This window comes from Serratia sp. PL7 (assembly GCF_945957435.1).
This window is the reverse complement of record NZ_CAMFLB010000019.1, coordinates 1-17,580: the sequence shown is the minus strand read 5'-3', so window position 1 is coordinate 17,580 and position 17,580 is coordinate 1. Positions and strand designations below refer to the sequence as shown.

The window sequence follows — 17,580 nt, the reverse complement described above, 5'->3', positions numbered from 1 at the left end:
GGTGACCGTCGAGATTGAAGATAAAGGCGAGAACTGTGGTTCGATTGGCATGGGGAATGGCACCTGGTTTACCATCCTCGATATTCCGGGGGTGGAAAACCTTTTTAATACCCGTAAAACCAATGTTCCGATTGACTGTACCCGTTCAAAGGCCCGCAAGCTGGCTGATTTGATTGAAGCCTGGACGCCACCCGACCACTGGTTCACTGGCATCGGTAAAGCCGAAGGAAAGGCACTTCTCATTGCGTTCCTGCGCAACTGCAAGGGTTTTCGCACTCACTGATATCACAGGGGCTTCGGCCCCTTTCTTCTTAATCCCCTTTAATATCTGTCGCACTCCTTACCGGACATACTGCTCTGAACTTACACAGGAGCACGAACATGTCACAAACCAAATCTGAAGCCGAACTCTTTATTCTGAAATACCCTTTCACCACAGCGGCGGGTGAATCAATCCCCCAGCTCACCCTTAAACGCCTGACGGTTAAAGACCTCAAGCAGGTTAAAAAAGTCCACAAAGACCCGAATGACTGGGATGAACCACTGATTTCCCGCAGCACCGGTCTGCTTCCTGAAGACCTGGATAATATGGATTTAGCGGATTATCTGGATCTACAGAAACGATTTCAGCAAATCACTGGGCTGGGCAAGAGCAACGAAGACGCTGATGCAGGCGCAGGGGCTACTGGCGAGGTGGTTTAGGTTTCAGCCGGGGGAGATTGATGCCCTCGATACTGACGATCTGGAAATGTGGCTGGATCAGGCTGAAGAGCAAATCAAAAGCGAGTACGGCGACAATCAGTAGTTCTCCAGCCCCGGGCAGCCGCACTTCGCGGCTGTTCTTTATGGTTCCCCACCATTTCCCTCCTGTCTTTTTGCTTTCAGAGGATAACCACCGTGGCCAGTGAATTTTCAGTCGGCGTCATCATTGGCGGCATTGTCGGAAGCAGCTTTCGCTCTGCCGTCAGCGGAACCCGACGCGCCCTTGACTCTCTCGGCGATACGTCACGCCGCCTTCAGGAGCGTCAGAACGCTTTAACCCGTGCAACAGAACGCTATGGTCAGTTGGGTTCTTCCCGGATGCAACGCCTCAACAGCGATCTGCTGCGCGTGAGTCGCACAATGGAGCAGATTGAGCGCCAGCAGCGCCGTCTGTCGGCGGTATCGGCCACCAGTGATGCGCTTAAATCCAACCGTATGGCGCTCTATGGTCAGGGGGCAGAGACTTACGGTATCGCCCGAACGCTGGGCGCACCGGTCATGGCCTCTGTCAAACAATATTCATCGTTTGAATCCCAGCTACGCGATATCAGTGTCACCGGCGATCTGGATTCAAGGCAGGAACAGGCCATCGGTACTGCCATTCGTCGGGCATCCCTGCAGGTCAATCAGCTTCAGGAATCTCTGCTGGGCGGCGTTGGCCAACTGGTTGCCGATGGCATGAATCCGCAGCAGGCAGCGACCTTTGCCGGGATGCTCGGTAAAGCGGCCACGGCCACCAAAGCGGATATGACTGATCTCGCCAAAATGACCTATGCCTTTAGTGATGCGCTGAAAATTACCGATGCCAAAGAGCTGGAGCAGGCGTTTGGGATTGCGGCAACCGGGGCTAAGCTCGGCTCTTTTGAGCTGAAGGATATGGCGAAGGCGCTGCCGGGTATGGCCAAAGCCTTCGCTGCACGTGGTATTTACGGTAAGGACGCCATAACCCAGATCGTCGCCAGTCTGGAAGTGGGTAAAGGCAGCGGCTCAGCGGAAGAAGCCGTCACCAATATGTCCAACTGGCTGGCGGCAATGGGACGCGGAGATACCACGCAGAAATACGCTAAGGCTGGCGTGGATTACCAAGGGTCAATGCAAAATTATGTTGCCCAGGGTCTCTCTCAATATGAAGCCTCTCTGATGATTGCCAATCGATTTATCGACGGTAAAGGCAAAGCATTCGTACAACAATGGAAAGCTGCAGGCTCAAGAGGTGATCAGGAAGGCCAGCAAAAGCTGATGGAGTCCTTCGGGCTGGCGGAAGTCTTTACTGATATTCAGACCGTCAACCATCTGCTGTCGATGCGTCAGGGCTGGGATAAATACCAGTCTAACAAGCAGGAAATGAATACGCCTTCGGCAATGGCTACTCTGGACAAGGATGCAGCGAAACAGAATGATACGCTCGAAGGGCGCTGGCGCAGAACACAGATTGGCTTTAACGACTCGGCTATCAGCATCGGTGAATCATTACGCCCGGCGTTGATCCAGTTAGGGGAAACGTTCATCCCAATAATGAACAGCGCTGGAAAATGGATCGCGGCTAATCCACAACTCGTGAGCGGTACGATTCAGGTAATCGGAGCATTACTTGCGTTCAAGATGGCCACCATCGGCCTCAAGCTCGGACTGAATCTTCTTATTTCCCCTTTCGTCAATGTCTGGAAAAACGCCGTGCTCCTGCGGGCCAACTGGTTGCGGCTATCGCTCGCGCTGGGTGAAGGCGGCAAACTCCGCTGGCTGGTGACCGGCTTCAGCGCTGTTGCCAAAGGGGCCGGAACGCTGGCCAGTGTGCTCGGTGGAGGATTGGTTCGCGGCCTGATGCTTGCGGGCCGAGCCGTTCTCTTCATTGGTCGGGCGCTGATGATGAATCCCATTGGACTAATCATCACTGGCGTAGCCATGGCCGCTTATCTGATCTACCGCTACTGGGGGCCAATTTCTGCTTTCTTTAAGCGAATGTGGGCGCAGGTAACCTCTGCGTTCACTAACGCCTGGAGTGGTATCAAGTCGGCATGGAATGGCGTATCAGGCTGGTTTACTGGTTTGTGGGGTAATGTTAAAGCAGCTTTCAACGGTGGGATCATCGGGGTCAGCAAACTTATTCTTAACTGGTCTCCATTAGGCTTGTTCTATAAAGCCTTTGCGGGGGTCATGAGTTGGTTTGGCGTCGATATGCCGAAAAACTTTACTGACTTCGGCAGCAATCTTATCAGCGGCCTCGTTAACGGTATCGGTAATAAACTGTCTGCAGCCAAAGACACCATCGTTAACTTCGGCAACTCCATTTCGGGCTGGTTTAAAGAAACCCTGGGTATTCACTCTCCGAGCCGCGTATTTATGGGCTTTGGCGACAATATAGGCCAGGGGGCCGCTATCGGTCTGCAGCGTACCACGCCGCTGGCCGCGCTCGCTGGTCAGCGTCTCGCCACGGAAATGACACCGGATGTTCCCCGCATCCCGTCGCCGGAAATCATGGCAGCGGGTTATTCAGGTCGTGGCGCAGCTGCTGCCGGTGGCAGAGCATCTGGTGGTATTCAGGTCAGCTTTAACCCTCAGTTTTTCCTCAATGGCAAAGAAACCGCAGCGCCTGCCGGGCTGACCGGCGCACTGAATATGAGCCTGCATGAGCTGGAGAAAATGCTGGAGCGCCTGCTGGCTCAGCAACAACGCAGGAGGTACGAATAATGTTTGCGGTACTGGGTGATATTGAGTTTGAGCTGATTACCTACTGGGACGGCTTCGAGGCCACATTCGGCGTCGATTATGCCGAACATGCCCGAATCGAAGGAAAGCCCGGCCTGCAGTTCGTCGGCGATAAGCTGGACGAAATCCAGATAAGCCTGGTCTTCCATCAGCATTATTGTGTACCCGACGTGGAGCTGGCACGACTGCGAACGGCAATGAAAGCCCATCAGGCGCTGGCGCTGATCTTCGGGAATGGCGACTATCGTGGCTGGTTCGTCATTACCGATGTGACCGCGACCAGCGAACAGACCGACAGCACCGGCAACGTGCTGGCTGTCAATGCGACTGCATCGCTGCGGGAGTATATCGGCGACCCGAAGAACCCGCTGCAGCCACCTGCAATACGCACGCAGGTTCCCGGTGTCGGGGCGGTCTCCGGTGCCGTACCTTCTCCTTCCGGGGTGGCGCAGTACGTTCGCGACGGCGTCAATTATGCCAAACAGGCGCAGTCCGTTCTCCAGACCACCATCAGCGCCGTTCGGGTGGCGCAGAAGATGAAGGATAACCCCGCCGTCGCGCTGACCCGCGTGCCGGGGCTGATGAGCGGTCTGGGCAACGTGTCCGGGGCGTTAGGTCAAAGCGTTCCGGCATTTAATGCGCTCTCGGAATCCATGCCCGAAGCCATCAGTCTGGCCAGAGCCGCCAGTGATGCGGCCACGTATGTGCAGCAGGCGCAGTCTTCGCTGAGCGGCGTAGACGGCAGCAACATCGCAGCGTCGCTTGATGCCGTCTCTGGTCAGCTGAATTCAGCCAGTACCACCTTCACCCGCATGTCGCCGGGGTTAAGCACCATGGCAGCCAAAATTCTGGCGAGGAGTGTGTGATGTTTCTTGAACATGTCACCCGAGACGGGGAGCGCTGGGACTCTCTCGCATGGCAGTACTATGGCGACCCGCTGGGCTATCCCCGGATTATCGCCGCTAACCCGCATGTGGCCATCACGCCTGTGCTGCCCTCCGGGTTGTTGCTATTGATTCCGGTTATCGAGGCTACCGATGCCAGTACAGAAGAGGATATTGCCCCATGGCTGAGGTAAACAGCACCACACAGGCTGCATCAGCGTTGACCGGCGTCAGCGATGTTCTGAGTCCGGTGTTCACCCTGTGGTATCTGCAGAAGAACATCACTAACGATATCGCACCTTATGTCACCCGGGTGACTTACAGCGACTACATCAAAAGCGAGTCCGATACCATTGAGGTAGAGCTGGACGACACCGATGGTCGGTGGCTGGATAAGTGGTATCCGGGTAAGGGTGACACACTGACGCTGAAAATGGGTTATCAGGGGGAGAAGTTGCTGTCCTGCGGTACGTTCTCGATAGACGAGATCGAAGTGAGTTCGCCTGCGTCCGTTGTCGCTATCCGGGGCGTGGCCACATCGGTTAACAACGCCTTACGAACTAAATCCAGTCGCGGCTTTGAGAGCACCACGCTGGCAGCCATTGCCGGACGTATCGCCAAAAAGCATGAGCTGAAGCTGGTTGGCAGCATTGAGTCCATCAAAATTGACCGCGTAACGCAGTACGCTGAAACGGACGTTGGCTTCCTGCGGCGGCTGGCAAGTGAGTATGGTTATGCGGTGAAAGTTGTCAGCGACCAGCTGATTTTCTCTCATCTGGCCACGCTGCGTGGTCAGGAGCCGGTCAAGCAACTGAAACCGCAGGATGTGGCCCGCTTTTCCCTGCGCGACACCATCAACCGGGTCTACAAGTCTGCGAAGGTAAAACACCAGAAGAGCAGCAGCAAAAAGCTGATCGTCTACGAGGCTGACGGTGGCACCAGCGAAAGCGATAAACAGGCCAAAGGCGGCAAAATCACCAGCTCCGACTCACTGAAGGTTAACAGCCGCGTCAGCGACCCTGACAGCGCAAAAATCAAGGCGGACTCTGCGCTGGCAAGCCATAACGAATATCAGCAGAGCGGCTCCCTGACGTTAATGGGCACGCCACAACTGACAGCAGGCAACAAAATTGAACTGGTGGGTTTTGGTCAGTTATCCGGGCAATGGCTGATAACTACTGCCCGCCATGCGTTTGACCGCAACAGCGGTTATGTGACGGAACTGGACGTGGCGCGGGGGCCGGTGACTCAGGGCAAGGCGAAAAAAGGCAACAAGACCGGCAAGACCCAGACGCTTACCGTCTACAAACCGGACGGCAGCACCTCAACGGTAATAAAGGAGAAGAAAAAATGACAGGTGTAACTCTGCAGACTGGAACAGTCAGCGCTGTCGATGCTGATGGAGTGAAAGCCCGCGTCCGGTTGCCGGAGTGCGACAATATGCGCACCAACTGGCTTGACGTCCTGCAGCGCAATACTCAGAACAACAAAGATTACTGGCTCCCGGATGTGGGAGAGCAGGTCAAAGTGCTGCTGGACGAAAATGGCGAGGATGGTGTTATTCTCGGCGCAGTCTATTCAGACGTCGATAAACCATCGTTCAGCGACAAGAACGTTCGCGGTACCAAATTCAGCGACGGCGCTGAGTTCAGCTACAATCGCGCTTCGCATACGCTCACTATCCGGGGAGGCATCGAGCATATGGTTATCGAATGTAGCGCTGACGTGATGGTGAAAACGCAAAAAGCCACGATTGATGCACCTCAGACCGAAGTGACCGGTGACATGCTGGTCAGGGGTAAACTGACTTATGAGGGTGGCATGGCAGGCTCTGGCGGCGAAGGTGCTGCTGCGACAATTAAGGGCAACGTCGAGATTGAAGGGAACGCACACTCAACCGGCAGCATGCTGTCAGACGGTGATAACTCTAACCACCACTCCCACTGAATCTTCTTAAACGCCTTTAATATCGGCATTCCCTCTCAGGGGCAATACTGCCCCTATGAAAACAACCTCCGTATTCTGGCAACCGGCCCTGCAGGCCCCCGGCGAAATCGTCCAGGGGCTGGATGATATCTGGCAGGCCATCCAAATCATCCTGCGTACTCCTCGCGGCAGCGACCCGCATCGCCCGGAGTTCGGCAGCAATCTGCACCTTTATATCGACTGGCCTATCGACCGTGCTATCCCACATGTGGTGCGCGAGTCCGTCGATGCCATTCGGCGCTGGGAGCCTCGCTGCCAGCTTATGTCGGTCAAACCCGCCGTTGACGGCGAACATCTTACGCTCCGGGTGAGCTGGAAAGGCTCAGACGGACAGACCCGGACTCAGGAGCTGCTATGGCGCTGACAGAACCCGACTTTATTGAACGCGACGCCGATAAAATCACGGCTGAAATGATTGCGCAGTACGAAGCCGCAACAGGTAAAACGCTGTATCCCGCTCAGGCCGAGCGCCTGCTGATTGACCTGTGGGCATACCGCGAAATGCTTGTCAGAGTAGCGGCGCAGGAAGCGGCCAAACAGAATCTGGTCGCCTTTGCCCGTGAGCCGATGATTGATTATCTCGGTGAGCTGGTAGGTGTTTACCGTCTGGCCGCGCAGCCTGCCTCCATCCCACTCCAGTTCTCCGTGGATGAGGCGCTGGATATTGATGTGCTGATTCCGGCTGGCACCCGCGTCAGTGCCTCCGACAGCATTATTTTTTCCACCGATACGGACGTGGTTCTGAAGGCCGGGTTGCTGCTGGTCAACACCGCGGCCACCTGTACCGAACCGGGCGTCGCTGGCAACGGATGGCAACCTGCGCAGGTCAGTCAGTTGCTCGATGAGATTGATAACGTTGACCTGCAGGTGACCAATCTGGCGGCCAGTTCTGGCGGCTCAGAACAGGAAGACAACGACAGGCTGCGCGAGCGCATCAAACTGGCCCCAGAGTCATTCACCAACGCCGGAAGCCGTATGGCATACCGCTTTCATGCCATGCAGGCCCATCCCAACATCGTCGATGTTGCCGTGCTTTCCCCGGTTCCCGGCACCGTAGAGCTGTATCCGCTGCTCAGCACCGGCCTGCCTGACGACAGCATCCTCACGCTGGTTGAGAGCTTTTGCTCTGATGAGAAAGTCAGGCCGCTCACTGATACCGTCCGGGCTAAATCCCCTGTACAGGCTGATTACATCATTGAAGCCAACATCACGATCTACCGTGACCAGGATGCCAACTCGATAAAAGACGCTGCCAACAGCGCCATACAGAACTGGGTGGCATCCCGTACCGCCACGCTGGGGCGCGATATTGTTCCCAGTCAGATTATCAGCGTGCTGTCCGTCTCCGGGGTGTACCAGGTCGAACTGGTGACACCGGCACTGCGGGTGGTGGCGGAAAACGAATGGGCAAACTGTACGGCGATCACTCTTAACATGACCGGGATGTCCGATGGCTGAGCCGCTGCAACTTCCGCCACCGCTTGAGGGCGATATCAGCCTCAGGGCGCTGGGCAGACTGGCAGGTCGGCTGGACAGTATCGACCTGAGCATACTGATGGTCTACCTGGTCGATATTGTCGACAGCTCCGCGCTGCCATGGCTGGGCGAGCAGTTCTCGCTGTTCGGCGATGGCTGGGAGTTGGCCGAGTCGGATGATGTGCGTCGCACGCTTATCAAATCCGCCATCGAACTGCACCGCTATAAAGGGACACCGTGGTCAATCAGGGAAATTATCCGCCGTTTCGGCTTCGGTGAAGTGGATCTTATTGAAGGCACAGGTCAGATCGGCTACGACGGCAAACACACTTACAACGGGCTTTTTGTCCACGGAGATGCGGAAGCGTGGGCGGTTTATCGCGTCATTCTTCAACAGCCCATCACTAACGATCAGGCAGCGTTGTTACGCCAGACGCTCGCAGCATTTGCTCCGGCACGCTGCCATCTGGCAAGCCTGGAGTATCAGTCTGTCGCTATTCGCTACAACAACACCGTCAACTATGACGGCAGCTATAACCACGGGAGCAGTTAATTATGGCAAACCTACCTGAAACCCCGCAATGGGAAGAAGGCGTCTATCAGATTGAGGTATCTGACCCGGTTCTTGGCGGGCCTGATGGGATTTCTAATCGTCAGGCTAAACAGCTGGCCAGCCGCACGTCATACCTTAAGCAGAAGGTCGAAAAAGGCGGAACAGACCTTGCTTCACACATCGCTGCAGCTGACCCACACACGCAGTACGCGCCGAAGGCCAGCCCAATATTCACCGGCACGCCGACAGCCCCCACACCTGCTGCTAGCGACAACAGTAAAAAACTGGTGACAACAGAGTTTGTGGCAAGAGCAATTGCGGCTCTTGCTGGCACAGCACCAGAGACACTGGATACGCTGAAAGAACTGGCGGACGCCCTGGGAAACGATCCGAACTTTGCGACCACGGTGCTGAACAAGCTGGCGGAGAAGCTGGCCAAAGACCAGAACGGCGCGGACATTCCTGACCCGGCGCTCTTTGTCAAAAACCTTGGTTTAGGAGATGGTAGCTATGTGGGTCGATTGATTGGTTCGCCAAAGGTGTTTAAATCGTCAGGGACATACACACCAACCAAAGGAACAAAGTACGCGATTGCTGAGGTTCAAGGAGCTGGTGGAGGAGGCGGTAATGCTACCGGGAACACAACAACATCGGCATTTGGTACATCGGGAGGGGCTGGGGCATACGCGCTATCGTTTTTCGCCATTACATCAGGCACAGCATCCATTGTTGTTGGGGCTGGAGGTGTTCCATCAGGTAATGGGGGAACATCATCATTTAGTGGCTTTAACAATACGATCATAGCTGCAGGTGGGAATGGTGGCACCAGTAACATTGGTAGCGGAGGAATGACATCAAACGTTCACGCCAGAGGTTCTGACGGAGGAACCGCATCGGGAGGAACGATTATTAATGGTAAAGGCGGCGCGGGAGCTGCGTCATTTATTTTGTCTGGCACACCCTCTGGTGGTATAGGAGGGGATTCTCACTTCTCCGGAGGCGCTTTAGGCGCGGGTGCTCAAGGTGGCGCAGGTCAGAATGCTATATTGGGCGCTGGCGGTTCCGGTGCAACCGTTTTTATGGCAAATGCTACCTACAACGGCGGTTCTGGCGGTGATGGCATTGTTATCATCTGGGAGTATGCATAATGTCTAAATATGCTTTGGTTAAGAAAGGTTTTGTGGAAAATGTGGTTGAGTGGGATGGGAAAGGCGATCTGTTCCCTGAATTTGTTTGTGTGAATGTTGACGCCATAACTACAGGCCCAGGGTGGTCGTATGATGGGAAAAAGTTCACCCCACCTCCCGAACCAGATAAGACGCACGAACAATGGGTAGTAGAAGCTAACCAGCATAGAAATGCGCTGTTAGCGCAAGCTGATGACGTTACTGCTTACTGGAGAGCAGAACTCGCTCTTGGCATTATCACCGATGAAGACAAAGCCAGTTTGATACTCTGGCTGACCTATATTAAAAAATTACAAGCTGTTGATACCAGCACTGCGCCAGAGATGAATTGGCCTACGCCTCCGGCTGAAAGGGCCAGTTAATCTCACGGTGGATGTTTATAGGAAGTAGAACACACTAATATTGTAATTCTTTTGCACATATTGAAACGCCGCAGCGATACCATTTATCTCACGGAAATGGGCGCATTTATCGCGCGGCGCATCAGGTGTTGCCCGGGAAAACCCGGGCGTGATCAGGTTACAGTTGATGCGCTGTACGGCGGATGATGTCATCCTGGATCTCCTTCGACAGCTCCACGAAGAATGCGCTATAGCCGGCAACACGCACCACCAGCCCGGCGAAGTCCTGTGGCCTGGCCTGCGCTTCCTTCAGCGTTTCGGCATTCACCACGTTGAACTGCACGTGCTGTAGCTTGAGCTTGGTAAAGGCTCCGAGGAAGTCTGCCAACTTGTTCAGCCCTTGCTGACCTTCCAGCGTGCTTGGGGTGAATTTTACGTTCAGCAGCGTACCGTTGGAGAGCAGGTAGTTATCCAGCTTGCTCACCGATTTGAGTACCGCCGTCGGCCCCTGGCCATCCTGGCCGAGCATGGGTGATAGCCCACCATCCGCCAGTTGTTCCCCCGCATAGCGCCCGTCTGGCGTAGCACCCACCACCGCACCCAATGGCACGTGGGCAGAAACGGTATAAGAGCCGGGGGTAAATTGGCCGCCACGCGGGTTACGGTACTGTTCCACCTCTTTGCAGTAAAATCGCAGCAGATCGGCGCTGATCAGGTCAACTTCGTCGATATCATTGCCGTATTTGTCAAAGCGGTTAATCAGCCGTGCGCGGATCTTTTCCCCTTCCGGCGTGGCGAAGTTGGCCTTCAGCGTGGCCAGCAGTTCATCAAAGCTCAGGCGCTGTTGATCGAACACCAGGCCTTTCAGGGCAAACAGCGAATCGCTCAGGTTGGCGATGCCGATGCCTTGTACCCCGGAGAAGTTGTAGCGTGCGCCGCCTTCGGTGATGTCTTTGCCGTGTTGCAGGCAGTCATCGATAAAGGAAGACAGCAGCGGCACCGGTGCCCAGTCGCGGTGGCCGATATCGCAGATGTTGCTGCCTTCGGCCATCAGCCGAACGTAATGGCGAATTTTTTCGCGAATTTGATCCAGCAATTGCGGATAGGTGAGGCTAGCGTTGCCTTCGTTATCCAGCAGCGTCAGCTCCATCACTTTCAGCAGGTTGAACATGGCAATGTCGTGCAGGCCGTAGGTACGCCCTGGGATCGACAGCTCAACACAGCCCACCACCGCATAATCGCGCGCATCTTCCAGTGAGACACCACGGTTCAGGAATGCTGGCACCACCACTTCATCGTTAAAGATTTGCGGAATACCGGTGCCGAGGCGGATGGTTTCGGCGGTTTTCAGCAGGAATGGCCGATCGATAAACTCATTGACCCGCACGCCCAGGTTCGGCTGTGGCAGGCGGATATTCTGGTACGCATCCAGGCACAGGAACGACAGCACGTTTACCGCGCTGCGGCCGGTTTCCGTCAAGCCGCCCAGCAAGATGGTGTAGCCGGTAGGGAAACCCGCGAAATAACGTGCGCTGGAGGTGGAGCGCAGTAGCACGATGTCGTTGCATTTCACCCACAGGCTTTCCAGCAACTCCTTCAGGAAGGCCGGATCCTGCCCCTGATTGAGGGAGGCTTGATAAAACGGCAGCATGTACTGATCGAAGCGGCCCAGCGACAGTGAGCTGGCGTTGGATTCATACTGCAAAATGATGTTCATATACCAGAACAGCTGGCACGCCTGGTAGAAATCCTGCGGCTTGTGGTGGGCGTTGTGGCTGGAGATCTCGGCGATGCGCAGCAGCTCGGCGCGGCGAGTCTCATCGCTGCATTGCTCCGCCATTTGGCGTGCCAGGCTGGCATAGCGCAGGATATGGCGCTGTGAGGCTTGTAACAGCAACAATGCTGCGGCATAGAACGCGTTGTCTGGCTGCTGCTGCGCATGGCTTTGCAGTTCGGCTAGCAGGCTATCCAGGCCGTTATTCAGCAGGCGCGGGTAATCGATGATGATATGCCCCTGGCCCTTGTCCGTCTGGTTGACGCTGAAAATCTGGGTCTGGGTGGCGGTTTTAACCTCCTCTGACATCTGGCCGTTGATGAAATCCTTCATCGAACGCTTTTCCCAATAAGGGTAAAGCTGCTCGCGATACACCTGTTTGTCCGCTTCGGAAATGGCAAAGCGATCCTGCGGACGCGTTGGGAAAGCATCCAGCTCTTTCAGCAGCCAGTAAGGGTCCATCTCTGGCGACACGATCCCGGCACGCGGCTTCACCGTACGGTTACCGGCAATCAGCTCATCTTCCCGCAGGGTGATTGCTACGTGATCAAGAATATAGGCGGTTGCCTTGGCACGGCGGATGATGGTCGGTTCTCCCTCGGTCTGCCGGTGGCTGGCGGTATAGAGCAGTGCGCGCTCGAGTGAAATTTCGCGCGGGGCGGAGAACAGGGCGGCTTTTAGACGTTCGATCCGGGAGAGCATCACATTTTCCTTTTGTGCGGTAATGGGGGCGGGAAAACCCGGCACGTCGTGCCGGGCTGGCTGTGCGGTTAGGCCTTTTGCGCTAAGTGGGCGGCAATCTTCTCCATGATGGCATCGGCACGTTTTACCGCATCGCTGATGGCCACGCGCACCACGGTTTTCCCTTTAAAGCGTTCTTCAAACTTGATGCCAATATCCTTGGTCAGGATCACCACGTCGGCGGCGGCCACGTCTTCGGCCGTCAGCTCGTTTTCCAGGCCGATGGAGCCTTGGGTTTCCACCTTGCACTGCCAGCCTTGGGCTTTGGCGGAACGCTCGATGGCCTCGGCAGCCATGTAGGTATGGGCAACGCCAGATGGGCAAGCGGTTACAGCGATAATCATGGTCATATTCAATTCCTCAACGTTATCCGTCGTCTCTCAAGACGCAGCCTGAGAGCGTATTTATTCAGTTAATTTCGAAATCCAGATCCAGATCGTTTTCCTGTGCGGCCTTGGTGGCCTGTTTCTTGGCGGCAAAGCTTTTCAGCAGGTTAACCAGCAGGGCGGTGACCACCATGCCCACCAGCAGCGCGGCTACGTAACCCAGCTTGCCTTCAACTACCGGCAGCACAATCAGACCACCCCAACCGGCGTAGCACTGTGCACCCACCAACGCGGCGGTCACGGCGGCGCAGGCAGAACCGATCATGATGGAGGGGATCACGCGCAGCGGATCGGCGGCGGCGAACGGGATAGCCCCTTCAGTAACGCCGACGCAGCCCATCAGCAGCGCGGCTTTACCCGCTTCGCGCTCTTCCGGGGTGTAGTATTTGCGGCCAATCAGCGTGGCGAATCCCAGGCCGAGCGGCGGGGTGGCGATGGCAACGGCCGCGATGGCGACCACCGAGTACACGCCCTGAGCAACGCAGATCAGCATAAAGGCGTAGGCCACCTTGTTAACCGGGCCACCCATGTCAAACGCCAACATCAGGCCCATGATGATGGCCAGCACCACGATGCTGCCCTGCTGCATACCTTGTAGCCAGTGGGTCAGGCCGTTGGTCAGTGCACCAACCGGTTCGCCCAGGCCCCACATCATGATGCCTGCGGTAAGCAGGGTGCCGATGATGGGGATCACGAAGATCGGCATCACCGAGCGCAGGATCTTCGGCACCGGGATCTTCTTGAGGTAGAAAACAATAATGCCGCCCAGCAGGCCAGCGATGATCGCCCCGAAGAAGCCAGCCCCGAAGGACGCGCCCACCCAGGCCCCAATCGCCGAGGGAGCCAGCGCGGAGCGATCCGAGATGGAGTAGCCGATATAGGCCGCCAGGAAAGGCACCATCAACGTCAATCCGGCCACGCCGATATCGAACAGTTTTTTCAGGTTAGGGTCCGTCGCCGCATCGGGGACTGCCCCTTTGCCATACAGCATCACGGAGATGGCCAGCAAAATGCCACCGGCGACCACAAACGGGATCATATGGGAGACGCCGGTCATCAAGTGCTGGCGCGTGTTTCTTAGAATATTGAGTAGCTCTTTCATCGTTCACTCCCTGGCCGCGACCAGCGTGCTTCTGAGATAAAACCACCGGGGAATGACCCCTGATGGATAAAGGTTGTTGGCTATCACAATAGGCATCTGGCGGTACTATCAACAGTGGATAAAATTGCCATTTACTGGATTTTTGTATTGTCAGGAGAAAAGTGCGATCTAACTCAAAGTGTGCGACAGAATAAACCGGGCTTGTGGAAACGGGCTTTGTGAGCGGTATCGCATTTATGCCGTCAGGATACATTTGTCCAGTGTTTGACATTTTTATCCGATAGCCCTGGGCCGCGCTGCGCTTTTATCCTTGTGGCAAACCGGTGTTGTTCACCGCTGCTTTGGTATGAGGAAAGAGTGATGGCGAAAATAGTGACGTTTACCTGCGTGCTGCCCAACGGGGTACATGCCCGCCCAGCCAGCCATATCGAAACCCTGTGCAACGGTTTCCGTTCCCGCGTTGAATGGCACAACTCACGTAGCGGCCTGCGTGGCGACGGTAAAAGCGTGTTGTCACTGATCGGTACCGATACTTTGCTGGGCGATGAATGCCGCATCACCATCGAAGGGGAAGATGAACAGGCGGCGTTTGAGCGCCTGAGCCAGTTTATCCAACATGAATTTCCGCACTGCGACGAAGCACTGCCGCAAGTGGATGACCAGGCGGAGCAGGAACCTATCCCGCAGTCTCTGGCTAACCTGAACCCAACGCTGGTGCGCGCTCGCTCCGTCAACCAAGGCACCGCTAATGGCAAACTGGTGCATCTGGCGCGGGTGGATTTAAACGCCCTGACGTTGCCGCCTACGCAATCTGTTGAGCAGGAGCAGCAGCAACTGGCCGAAGGGTTGACGCGCTTTGGCAAGGCGCTGGATCTGCAACTGATGGGCGGTAACGGCACCACCACGGCGGTGCTGGAAGCACATCGCTCCTTGCTGCGTGACGGCGCATTCCGCCAGCACCTGCTTGATGGTGTGCTGGCAGGGGAAAGCTGTGCCGCCGCCATTGTGGCCACTGCAGCCCACTTCAGCCAGCAACTGGCACAGTCTGCCAGTGCCTATCTGCGCGAGCGTGAACTGGATATTCGTGATGTCAGCTTCCAGTTGTTACAGCAAATTTATGGCGAGCAGCGCTTCCCGGCGCAACAGGCGCTAAGTGTAGACAGCATTTGCATCACCGATGAGCTGACCCCGAGCCAATTCCTGGAGCTGGACAAGCGTTATTTGAAAGGCCTGCTGCTGGGCAGCGGCGGTAGCACCTCGCATACGGTGATCCTGGCTCGCTCCTTTAACATTCCAACTCTGGTTGGCGTCGATGCCGCCGCAATGCTGCCATATTTGAATCAATCGGTGCAGATCGACGGCGATCTTGGGCTGGTGGCTTGCGATCTCAGCGAACCGGTTCGTCGTTACTATCAGCAGGAGCAGTGGCTGAGCGAGCAGATCCGCAGCCAGCAAAGCGCCTATCTCGATCAACCGGGGCGCACGGCCGACGGTGTGCGGATGGAAGTTGCCGCCAATATCGCCCATGCGGTAGAAGCAGAGGCGGCCTTCAGCAACGGTGCAGAGGCAGTAGGCCTGTTCCGTACCGAAATGCTGTATATGGATCGCCTGACTGCGCCTTCCGAAGATGAGCTTTACAACATTTACTGTCAGGCAGTGGAAGCCGCCGCAGGCAAGACGATCATCGTGCGCACCATGGATATCGGTGGCGACAAGCCGGTGGATTATCTGAACATCCCGGCCGAAAACAACCCGTTCCTTGGTTACCGGGCGGTGCGTATCTATCAGGAGTTTCTGCCGCTATTTCGTACCCAGTTGCGCTCGATCCTGCGCGCTTCGGCACACGGTCCGCTGAAGATCATGATCCCGATGATCTCCTCGATGGAAGAGATCTTGTGGGTGAAAGATCAACTGGCCGAAGTGAAGCAATCGCTGCGTGCCGGGCAGATCCCGTTCGACGAAAAAATCCCGCTCGGCATCATGCTGGAAGTGCCTTCGGTGCTGTTTATCATCGACCAGTGCTGTGAGGAGATCGACTTCTTCAGTATCGGCAGCAACGACCTGACGCAGTACCTGCTGGCGGTGGATCGTGATAATGCCAAGGTCATCAAGCACTACAACAGCCTGAACCCAGCGTTCCTGCGTGGGTTAGATCATGCCGTGCGTGAAGTGCACCGCCACGGTAAATGGATCGGCCTGTGTGGCGAGCTGGGAGCGAAAGGTTCTGTGTTGCCACTGCTAGTGGGGATGGGGCTGGATGAGATCAGCATGAGCGCGCCTTCCATTGCCGCCACCAAAACCCGCCTGGCCAAGTTGGATAGCCGCGAATGCCGTTTACTGCTCAACCGGGCCATGGCCTGCCGTACGTCGCTGGAAGTTGAGCACCTGCTGGCCCAGTTCCGCATGGAGCAAAGCGATGCGCCGCTGATCACGCCGGACTGCATTGCCCTGGGGGCCGATTGGCGTAGCAAAGAAGAGGTGATCAAAGGGATGGCGGATAACCTGCTGCTGGCCGGACGCTGCCGTTACCCACGTAATCTTGCCGCCGATTTGTGGGCGCGTGAGGCGGTATTCTCCACCGGGCTGGGCTTTGGTTTTGCCATTCCGCATACCAAATCTGAACATATTGAACAGTCCACCATCAGCGTGGCCAAGCTGGCGCAGCCGGTTGTCTGGGGGGACGAAGAGGCACAGTTCGTGATCATGCTGACCCTTAATAAACATGCCGCCGGGGACCAGCATATGCGGATTTTCTCCAAGCTGGCGCGGCGCATCATGCATGAAGGTTTCCGTGACGCACTGGTGAACGCAGTGTCTGCCCAACAGGTAGAAGCGTTGCTGAAACAAGAGCTTGAACTGTAATCCATTTTTGGGCGCTGCGGCGCCCTTCATTTTTAGCCTTGAGGAGCAACTATGGAACTCTATCTGGATACTGCCGACATCAATGCGGTGAAACGCCTGGCACGTGTGTTGCCGTTGCAAGGGGTGACAACTAACCCGAGCATTGTGGCTGCGTCACGCACGTCGCTATGGGAAGTGCTGCCTGCTTTACGCGATATCATCGGTGGCGAAGGAAAATTGTTTGCCCAGGTGATGGCGGCCACGGCCGAGCAGATGGTTGAAGAGGCGGTGATGCTTCACCGGCGTGTTCCTGGCCTGGTGGTGAAAGTGCCGGTGACGGGGGAAGGGCTGGTAGCGATCAAAATCCTGAGCGGCATGGCTGTTCCAACGTTGGGGACGGCGGTGTATGGGGCGGCGCAGGGGCTGCTTTCTGTCTTGGCAGGGGCGGAGTACGTGGCGCCTTACGTCAACCGCGTGGATGCCCAGGGCGGCAATGGTATTGCTACCGTGCAGGAGTTGCAGCACTTGTTAGAACTGCACGCTCCGCAGGCCAAGGTGCTGGCCGCCAGCTTCAAGACTCCGCGTCAGGCGTTGGAGTGCCTGTTGGCAGGTTGTGAAGCTATTACCTTGCCGGTAGATGTCGCAGAGCAGTTGATCAGCGCCCCGGCGGTGCAGGTGGCGGTTGAGAAGTTCGAGCACGATTGGCACGGTGCGTTTGGCACTTTGTCACTGAACTAAGAGAAGATGCCCCTCACCCTAGCCCTCTCCCACAGGGAGAGGGGACCGAAAGTGCCACCACAGTTTGATTATGGTTTTCGTCCTCGGCATCAATCCTGCTACA

At 56.2% G+C, this 17,580-nt stretch carries 18 protein-coding genes; 14 read left to right on the top strand and 4 right to left on the bottom strand.

What is annotated here, in order from left to right; all coding sequences use genetic code 11:
- Window position 1: 1 nt before the first annotated feature.
- The 12 genes from N6G83_RS40265 to N6G83_RS40205 all read left to right on the top strand — a co-directional run bounded on the left by N6G83_RS40265 (window position 2) and on the right by N6G83_RS40205 (window position 9,916).
- Window positions 2-283 (top strand): hypothetical protein, encoded by a 282-nt coding sequence (locus N6G83_RS40265; RefSeq protein WP_087816491.1) that lies wholly within the window; start codon window positions 2-4, stop codon window positions 281-283.
- A gap of 98 nt (window positions 284-381) precedes the next feature.
- The gene (locus N6G83_RS40260) at window positions 382-702 is read left to right on the top strand and encodes a phage tail assembly protein (protein ID WP_063862466.1); all 321 of its coding nucleotides are present in this window, start codon (window positions 382-384) and stop codon (window positions 700-702) included.
- Window positions 703-897: 195 nt separating this feature from the next.
- Window positions 898-3,450 (top strand): phage tail tape measure protein, encoded by a 2,553-nt coding sequence (locus tag N6G83_RS40250; RefSeq protein WP_087816493.1) that lies wholly within the window; start codon window positions 898-900, stop codon window positions 3,448-3,450.
- Window positions 3,450-4,334, top strand: coding sequence for a phage tail protein (locus tag N6G83_RS40245; protein ID WP_087816494.1), 885 nt, complete (start codon window positions 3,450-3,452; stop codon window positions 4,332-4,334). Before N6G83_RS40250 ends, N6G83_RS40245 begins: the two co-directional genes overlap by 1 nt.
- Window positions 4,334-4,546, top strand: a complete 213-nt coding sequence (locus tag N6G83_RS40240) for a tail protein X (protein WP_170930805.1) — start codon at window positions 4,334-4,336, stop codon at window positions 4,544-4,546. Before N6G83_RS40245 ends, N6G83_RS40240 begins: the two co-directional genes overlap by 1 nt.
- Entirely contained in the window at window positions 4,534-5,706 is a 1,173-nt protein-coding gene (locus N6G83_RS40235) for a phage late control D family protein (protein WP_087816496.1), read from the top strand. Before N6G83_RS40240 ends, N6G83_RS40235 begins: the two co-directional genes overlap by 13 nt.
- Window positions 5,703-6,299 carry a phage baseplate assembly protein V gene (locus N6G83_RS40230; RefSeq protein ID WP_087816497.1) on the top strand — a complete coding sequence of 199 codons (597 nt, stop codon included), beginning with the start codon at window positions 5,703-5,705 and terminating at the stop codon, window positions 6,297-6,299. Before N6G83_RS40235 ends, N6G83_RS40230 begins: the two co-directional genes overlap by 4 nt.
- Window positions 6,300-6,354: 55 nt before the next feature.
- Window positions 6,355-6,702: a GPW/gp25 family protein gene (locus N6G83_RS40225; protein WP_063617137.1), complete on the top strand. Its 348-nt coding sequence runs from the start codon at window positions 6,355-6,357 to the stop codon at window positions 6,700-6,702.
- Window positions 6,693-7,796: a baseplate J/gp47 family protein gene (locus N6G83_RS40220; protein WP_087816498.1), complete on the top strand. Its 1,104-nt coding sequence runs from the start codon at window positions 6,693-6,695 to the stop codon at window positions 7,794-7,796. Before N6G83_RS40225 ends, N6G83_RS40220 begins: the two co-directional genes overlap by 10 nt.
- Complete coding sequence (locus N6G83_RS40215) at window positions 7,789-8,367, top strand: phage tail protein I (RefSeq protein ID WP_087816499.1); 579 nt, start codon at window positions 7,789-7,791, stop codon at window positions 8,365-8,367. Before N6G83_RS40220 ends, N6G83_RS40215 begins: the two co-directional genes overlap by 8 nt.
- Window positions 8,368-8,369: 2 nt before the next feature.
- Window positions 8,370-9,515: a phage tail protein gene (locus N6G83_RS40210; RefSeq protein WP_260524147.1), complete on the top strand. Its 1,146-nt coding sequence runs from the start codon at window positions 8,370-8,372 to the stop codon at window positions 9,513-9,515.
- Window positions 9,515-9,916, top strand: a complete 402-nt coding sequence (locus tag N6G83_RS40205; protein ID WP_041866745.1) for a tail fiber assembly protein — start codon at window positions 9,515-9,517, stop codon at window positions 9,914-9,916. Before N6G83_RS40210 ends, N6G83_RS40205 begins: the two co-directional genes overlap by 1 nt.
- Before the next feature lie 15 nt (window positions 9,917-9,931).
- Here the strand turns inward: N6G83_RS40205 and N6G83_RS40200 are convergent, their stop codons facing one another.
- The 4 genes from N6G83_RS40200 to N6G83_RS40185 all read right to left on the bottom strand — a co-directional run bounded on the left by N6G83_RS40200 (window position 9,932) and on the right by N6G83_RS40185 (window position 13,898).
- Window positions 9,932-10,108 (bottom strand): hypothetical protein, encoded by a 177-nt coding sequence (locus tag N6G83_RS40200; RefSeq protein WP_260524146.1) that lies wholly within the window; start codon window positions 10,106-10,108, stop codon window positions 9,932-9,934.
- Entirely contained in the window at window positions 10,074-12,371 is a 2,298-nt protein-coding gene (locus tag N6G83_RS40195; RefSeq protein WP_211136780.1) for a formate C-acetyltransferase, read from the bottom strand. The genes N6G83_RS40200 and N6G83_RS40195 overlap by 35 nt, the downstream gene beginning before the upstream one ends.
- A 68-nt stretch (window positions 12,372-12,439) precedes the next feature.
- The gene (locus N6G83_RS40190; protein ID WP_021181481.1) at window positions 12,440-12,760 is read right to left on the bottom strand and encodes a PTS fructose-like transporter subunit IIB; all 321 of its coding nucleotides are present in this window, start codon (window positions 12,758-12,760) and stop codon (window positions 12,440-12,442) included.
- Window positions 12,761-12,818: 58 nt separating this feature from the next.
- Window positions 12,819-13,898, bottom strand: a complete 1,080-nt coding sequence (locus N6G83_RS40185; RefSeq protein WP_074032111.1) for a PTS fructose transporter subunit EIIC — start codon at window positions 13,896-13,898, stop codon at window positions 12,819-12,821.
- Window positions 13,899-14,258: 360 nt separating this feature from the next.
- Here N6G83_RS40185 and ptsP point away from each other — a divergent pair, with 360 nt between their 5' ends.
- Window positions 14,259-16,760 carry a phosphoenolpyruvate--protein phosphotransferase gene (gene ptsP, locus N6G83_RS40180; RefSeq protein WP_074032112.1) on the top strand — a complete coding sequence of 834 codons (2,502 nt, stop codon included), beginning with the start codon at window positions 14,259-14,261 and terminating at the stop codon, window positions 16,758-16,760.
- Window positions 16,761-16,811: 51 nt separating this feature from the next.
- A complete protein-coding gene (gene fsa / locus N6G83_RS40175; RefSeq protein ID WP_211136779.1) occupies window positions 16,812-17,477 on the top strand; it encodes a fructose-6-phosphate aldolase in 666 nt (221 codons plus the stop codon).
- Window positions 17,478-17,580 lie beyond the last annotated feature (103 nt).